Annotated in this window: 6 protein-coding genes; all 6 read left to right on the top strand. The window is 55.9% G+C overall.

Annotation, left to right across the window (positions count from 1 at the left end):
* A partial coding sequence (locus BW991_RS23390; protein WP_139336000.1) for a type VI secretion system Vgr family protein occupies positions 1-1076 on the top strand: 1076 nt, incomplete at its 5' end.
* Between the two features lie 5 nt (positions 1077-1081).
* A complete protein-coding gene (locus tag BW991_RS23800) occupies positions 1082-3424 on the top strand; it encodes a M23 family metallopeptidase (RefSeq protein WP_139335999.1) in 2343 nt (780 codons plus the stop codon).
* A gap of 734 nt (positions 3425-4158) precedes the next feature.
* The gene (locus BW991_RS23380; protein ID WP_076604515.1) at positions 4159-4812 is read left to right on the top strand and encodes a hypothetical protein; all 654 of its coding nucleotides are present in this window, start codon (positions 4159-4161) and stop codon (positions 4810-4812) included.
* On the top strand, positions 4809-5369 hold the full coding sequence (locus BW991_RS23795) for a putative type VI secretion system effector (RefSeq protein WP_139335998.1): 561 nt from the start codon (positions 4809-4811) through the stop codon (positions 5367-5369). Before BW991_RS23380 ends, BW991_RS23795 begins: the two co-directional genes overlap by 4 nt.
* The gene (locus tag BW991_RS23555; protein WP_139335997.1) at positions 5336-5539 is read left to right on the top strand and encodes a P-loop NTPase family protein; all 204 of its coding nucleotides are present in this window, start codon (positions 5336-5338) and stop codon (positions 5537-5539) included. Before BW991_RS23795 ends, BW991_RS23555 begins: the two co-directional genes overlap by 34 nt.
* Before the next feature lie 47 nt (positions 5540-5586).
* Positions 5587-5858: contractile injection system protein, VgrG/Pvc8 family (locus tag BW991_RS23370; RefSeq protein ID WP_139335996.1), on the top strand; the 272-nt coding region annotated here is incomplete at its 3' end.

The raw sequence follows: 5858 nt of genomic DNA, 5'->3' as shown, positions 1-5858 counted from the left end.
GCATCAAGACGCAGGAACTCGCCGCCACCCGCAGCGGCCAGGGCGGCTACAACCAGCTCGTGTTCGACGACACCGCGAATGAATCGCGCATCGAATTGTCGACCACCGCCCACGACACGCGCCTGCAGCTGGGCCACCTCAAGCAGCAGACTGGCAACGCGCGCGAAGCGAGCCGCGGCCACGGCGCCGAACTCGCCACCCGCGCCGCGATCGCCACCCGCGCCGGCCGCGGGCTCCTCGTCAGCGCCGACGCCCGCCCGCAGGCCAGCGGCCACCACCTCGACAGCCGCGAAGCGATCGAACGCAGCGAAGAGGCCCACGACCTCGTCCGCAGCCTCGCCACGATCGCGCACAAGCACCACGCCGCCGTGGGCGCGGACGACACGCCCGACAAACTGCCCGCCGGCACCGCGCTCGACCGCGCCCTCGATGTCCTGCGCAGCACCGCGAACCGGCAGGACGCCGACCGCCATGCGACAAACCCCGGCGGCTTCCTCGCGGCCGGCGGCGGCACGGGCACCGTCACCGCGTGGTCCGAACCGCGCGTGCAATACAGCGCCCCGGCCGGCATCGCCCAACTCACGCCGCAGGACCTGATCCTCGCCGCTGGCCACCATGTCGTCATCGCAAGCCGCGACACCCAACTCGCCATCCAGGGCAACCACAGCATGGCCATCGCCCGCGGCCTCGCCCTGTTCACTGCCGGCAAATCCGACAAGGGACAGCAGCCGATCACCGAAACCGGCATCCATCTGCATGCCGCAAACGGCCAGGTCAGCGTGCAAAGCCAGAGCGGCAAGCTCAACGCCGCCGCCGACAAGCGGGTGACCGTCGCCAGCACCACCGCCGCGCTATCCGCCAGCGCCCGCAAGCACATCCTCGCCACCGCACAAGGGGCGTATCTCAGGATCGAGGGCGGCAACATCCAGCTGCATGCGCCCGGGAAGGTCGCGTTCAAGGCGAACCTGAAGAACTGGACAGGGCCGGCGAGCACTGTCCCGCAGACTGTGAATTTCCCGAGATCCGACTTGGTGATCAATACCAAAAACGTTGCGAAGTATCCCTTCTCGATCTGACTGCCATGATCATCAGCCCGCCATTCCTACCAAATCGCAATAGCGACACCGGAGATGCCAACTGGGTTCACTCAGCCATGCAGCAGCCAGCGTCGCACCTAACCTCCACGCATGCACTCGAAGGATCGTATCCCCTAAGCAACAATCTGGAATGGCACAACGGCATTCATCTTCAGGGGACCGCTACCGGCGACGGGAAAACTCCGGTGCGCGCCATTGCCGATGGTGAAGTCATCTATGTCGGCGATCCTAAAAATGCAAATCTCGACAAAGACGACCCTCAGAATTTCAACCCATTTGGCGAGCATGCTAGCTGGACGGACAATGGCATGATCATCGTTAAACATACGACGGAAATAGGGGCGAACGGCAACCTGCCGGTCGAGATCATCTACTACAGCGTCTATATGCACCTGAATGAAATCGGGCGCCTCGCGTCGTCGGGAACCGGAACGCCACCCAAACTCCAGAAAAAAGACAAGGTCTGGCGCAAGGACATCATCGGCTATGCCGGCCAGATCTATGGGCATGCAGGGCAGGTGCATCTTGAAATTGCCATGAATCAGGAAAATCTACGCAGACTGATCGGACGGGAGCCCGCCTGGGTCGATCCGACCAATATCCCAGTTCCGACGGCGGACGGACGCAGCGATGCCGTTTTTGGAGCCCTCTGGCTCTACCTGCCGGCATCGACCCCGACGCAAACCGTAGCACCGACTAGCCACCTTCGGGCAACGAGTCAAACCACGCTTGGTCGAGCCATGTGGCTCAAAATGACCTACGAGACAGGGAACTGCAGCTACGAAGCCTTTGACAACACCGGTCATCCATTGGGAAGGCGTGAGGAGCGCAACTTCGAATACGATCTCTACGCTGAAGCCAACCGCCGGCACAATGCGCTGCCACAGGCCGACCGAACCCGCAGCAGCCCGAGCGGTTGGTATGAATTGCTCCGCTTCGGACGCAACCTGGGCTGCGGCCCCAATACGGCAGACAGAGACCCGCTCCCGGCCAACGCCGCCCACTGGCGAGAAATTGTCGGTCCGAACGGCCGATCCATCTGGGCAGACCTTAACGCCGAGGGCACCTATAAATTCAGCGATGCCGATTTCCTGCCCATTCAGACCTGGACATTCATCAACGACGACACAACGCCCAATGACCAGCGTTGCGACTCCGACAAACTGAAGAACCTGATTGCCGACCCCGATTCTAATGTCCCCGACCGGCAGGACCCGGCCACGCTGGCCCGTCGGTTAGGAAACAACGATGTCGCTACCACGCTGAGAAGAACGGTGTGCAAGTTTCCGAGCGAGTGGAATCAGGCTGACATTGGCACCCGCTACGCCTTCGTGCAAGATCTCCCGGAATTCAGGACCAACCCCGATGCATGGCCCCCCCAGGAGAAGCACCTCAAGGCACTAAGCTTCCCCGACCTGCCTGACGACTACACGTCCGCCACTTGGCACTTCCATCCGACGGAATTCATCTCGACCATGCGGAAATGTGAGTGGCTGAGTACGAGAGAGCTTGGGCAACTTGTTCCCGCAAACATTATTCGCAAGCCCGGATCACACGACTCACAATCTACCGCCCATTGGGAACAGCCGCCTTTTGCAGCATCGTTGACAGCTATTCGCACCTATGCGATCGATATCAACCGGTCTTTACGAAAATTCCTAATAAATACAGGAATTCGTAAGTCATGTTTCTTTGGAAATGCCATTCAGGAAACAGCATGGGTTACCACATTACGAGAACAAAGCGGAAATAACCCAACACTTCACGCGGGCTGGTATGGCCGCGGACTCTTGCAATTGACCAATCCAAACGGAAATCTAGGGAATGGGAACAACAACTACTACAAATACTTCCGGTTTGTTGGTCGAAGTCCGCAAATTCCACACGGAAACAATGAGCTTTCTTGGCGAGACGAACTTGGACTCAACTCACATCATGCATCACATAGCGCGGGAGCATATTGGGTATGGGATAGCAAATCAGGAAATCAGTTCGTTCCGAATGACATACCTGAAGATATTTTAGATAAATGGAATGCAAATATATACGCCGATCGAGCCTACGAGGCCGAAAACACTAGGCGTGTCATTAACACAAACAGCGGCAACAAAGTATGGTACTACAATATCGAATTTGCGCGCTCCGCCAGCAACGTAAATTTGCCCGCAGCTATTTCTCAAAACCCACCAAACCACATGAATGGACTGGTTGATCGATCGACAGTTTTTGTTAATGCACTGATTGTGTTAACTGACACCCCTGCATTCCAAAGTGAAGTTGGCGGAAGTACAGACTCACCAGAAAACTATACTAGAAGGAGGACTTGATGTTGATATCGCGGCTAATTGTTCTCCTATTATCCATTTCGTTTGCGCGAGTCACATTCGCCGATGGGCGAGACCTGCCGAATTGTTACGATTTTGGCGAACTGAATGACTTCTACATTCGAGAACCATCCAAGAACGTTGCGCTATATGACCAATCCTCTGGCTATGAATTTCTTGCAAAGAGGAATAAATCGAATGTGAGATTTGTCATTCGCTTTCTTGGGAAAGAGTGCACAAGTCAAAATTCTGATCACAAGGACAATTTAACAAGATCACCGTCAATAATAATTGACCAAGATTATTCATCCGGCCGCTATTACTATCACAAAGAATGGGAAAAAAGCATTAACGGTGTTAATTGGCACGGCAGAGTAGCGTATAGCAATTTTACCGTCGGCGACGGCGTGCGAAATAAGATTAATCTTTTTCTGATTTGTGGTTCGGAGGACCTCCTGCCGTGCTTCGAGCTTAGCGTATCAACACCATCAATTCTCCGTAAGTCAGATATAGACTGGTTATTGAGTTTGATTTCAGAAATGAGAGTCATAAGCAGAGATAATTAGAACGCTTCAAGAACTGAGCAGCCCCACGAAATTCGTCAAACCTTCCTGGCCTCCAGCACGGCGGAAATCAAGACCGCTCGCGCGGACAATCTGCATAAGGCCTGGGAGCGTTTCAAAGGTACCACCAGCGCCCCGAATGAGTTGCGCAATGCCCGTCTTGCCGTGCTGGTCATGCTGCTCGAAGGCATCAACTTTCAGAAACTCCTCGCAGAGTGTAAGATCAAAGGTGACAGCAAAGCGTATTGGAGCCTCGCCGCATCCGGCGTAACCATATCCAGTGGCTTGTTCGACGTAGCCAGCGCGCCAGCGAAGAGTCTGTTCGGGGCGGAAAGCTGGAGCTATCAGAAGATCAAGCTTTGGGGAGGGGTGTTGAGTGTGGGCGCAACCGCGATTACAGCGGCATTGGATGCTGCGGATGCAGGAAAAGCATTTGAGAAACAACGTGTAGGGGTTGCGCTTCTTTATTTGGCAAAATCAGGCTTGGGTGGCGCGAGCTTGGCTCTTACAGCGGCCACCACCTTTACTTACTCAGCGCCACTTATCGGTCGTTTAACTGGAACCCCAGCCTACGCCGGCGCAGCTCGCGCCGTCAGTGCCCGCGCCACAGCGATTATCGGAACCCGCATCCTCTTTATTTCGGCGGGCGCATGGCTCACCGTCGGCATGTTCGGCATTCAGGTCTTCATATGGATATTCACCGATGACGATCTTCATTCGTGGTGCGATCGATGCGCGTTCGGCCGGAAGCGCGACAACAGTTGGTCACCCACGCGACAGATGAGTGAATACACCGAAGCCCTTAAGGCAGTTGGTGTCAGCGCATGACAAATTTCCTTCCCGCCCCCAATGCAGATGGCTTGACAAAGCTGAGCGGCACGATTCGCAACCTGAAAGTTACTCGTGGCACCGCCAGTTTTGTATTTACGGAGAGCGACCGCAGCAAAATGGGCGTAATCGCCATCGCGGCTGCCATGGCGGACATGGGGGGGCAAGCGATATCCACCGCCAGTAACGCCAACGCGACGGAGGAAGAAGCCGACTATTTGGAATTTGATCTGGATGGTCTTCCCGTGAAAGGCTGGGTTTGGCGTAATCCTTTTCAGGACGGCGACAAGGTCAATGTTGCAGCAGAAGTCGTCGGAGATTACTGGGAGTCCTACGGTGTAGCACGCTTCGCGGACAAAACGATTGCGCTGTATCCGCATTGCTCACGAGGGGAAGTTGCCCACAGGTCTAATGCCATATTTTGGTTGCTTTTTGGAAGTGCTTTTTTTTCATTTTTATTCAATTACCTATCGCGATATTCTCCATCGGTTTTCGCATATTTAGCCACAGCGAATTTTATTTCATGGCCCTGGCCTTGTTCACATTTTTTGCAATGATGGCTTGGTCCCTCAACCGCAAATGGATGCCATTCGTTCGCATGGCTGAAAAAGCATTTCGTGCCCTGGAACTTCCTAATCCTTCCACTATCGATCTCGTCAAGAGCTCAAAGGCGCAGCGCTCCGAGAATGACCGTGAAGAATACGGCACTTTCTATTTTCGGTACTGATATCTGATTCACACATAGGGAGAAATAGGGTCAGACTCGATTTGTACATGATCCGGCGCCGGCGCGAGCTGCTCGGCGAAGGCACCGTGCGCGGCGCAGCACCCGGCACCACCTTCGAACTCACCGACCATGCGCGCCACGCCGGCACCGACGCCGAGCAGCGCCGCTTCCTGATCACCGCCGTCACGCACCGCGCCCGCAACAACCTCGCGACGCTCCTGCCCATATCCGCAAGCGCTACCGCGCCGGACGCCGGCACCGCCGACTTCTACCGCAACCGCATCCATTGCGTCCCCGCCGCCGTGCCCTGGCGCCCGCT

This window comes from Aromatoleum tolulyticum (assembly GCF_900156155.1).
Classification (GTDB): domain Bacteria; phylum Pseudomonadota; class Gammaproteobacteria; order Burkholderiales; family Rhodocyclaceae; genus Aromatoleum; species Aromatoleum tolulyticum.
The sequence above is the reverse complement of the archived record's forward strand: the minus strand, read 5'-3'. Positions and strand labels throughout refer to the sequence as shown.

Coding starts and splice junctions, on each gene's coding strand:
- BW991_RS23800 (WP_139335999.1), top strand. CDS start 1,082: ATGATCATCAGCCCGCCATTCCTACCAAATCGCAATAGCGACACCGGA.
- BW991_RS23380 (WP_076604515.1), top strand. CDS start 4,159: ATGCTGCTCGAAGGCATCAACTTTCAGAAACTCCTCGCAGAGTGTAAG.
- BW991_RS23795 (WP_139335998.1), top strand. CDS start 4,809: ATGACAAATTTCCTTCCCGCCCCCAATGCAGATGGCTTGACAAAGCTG.
- BW991_RS23555 (WP_139335997.1), top strand. CDS start 5,336: ATGGCCCTGGCCTTGTTCACATTTTTTGCAATGATGGCTTGGTCCCTC.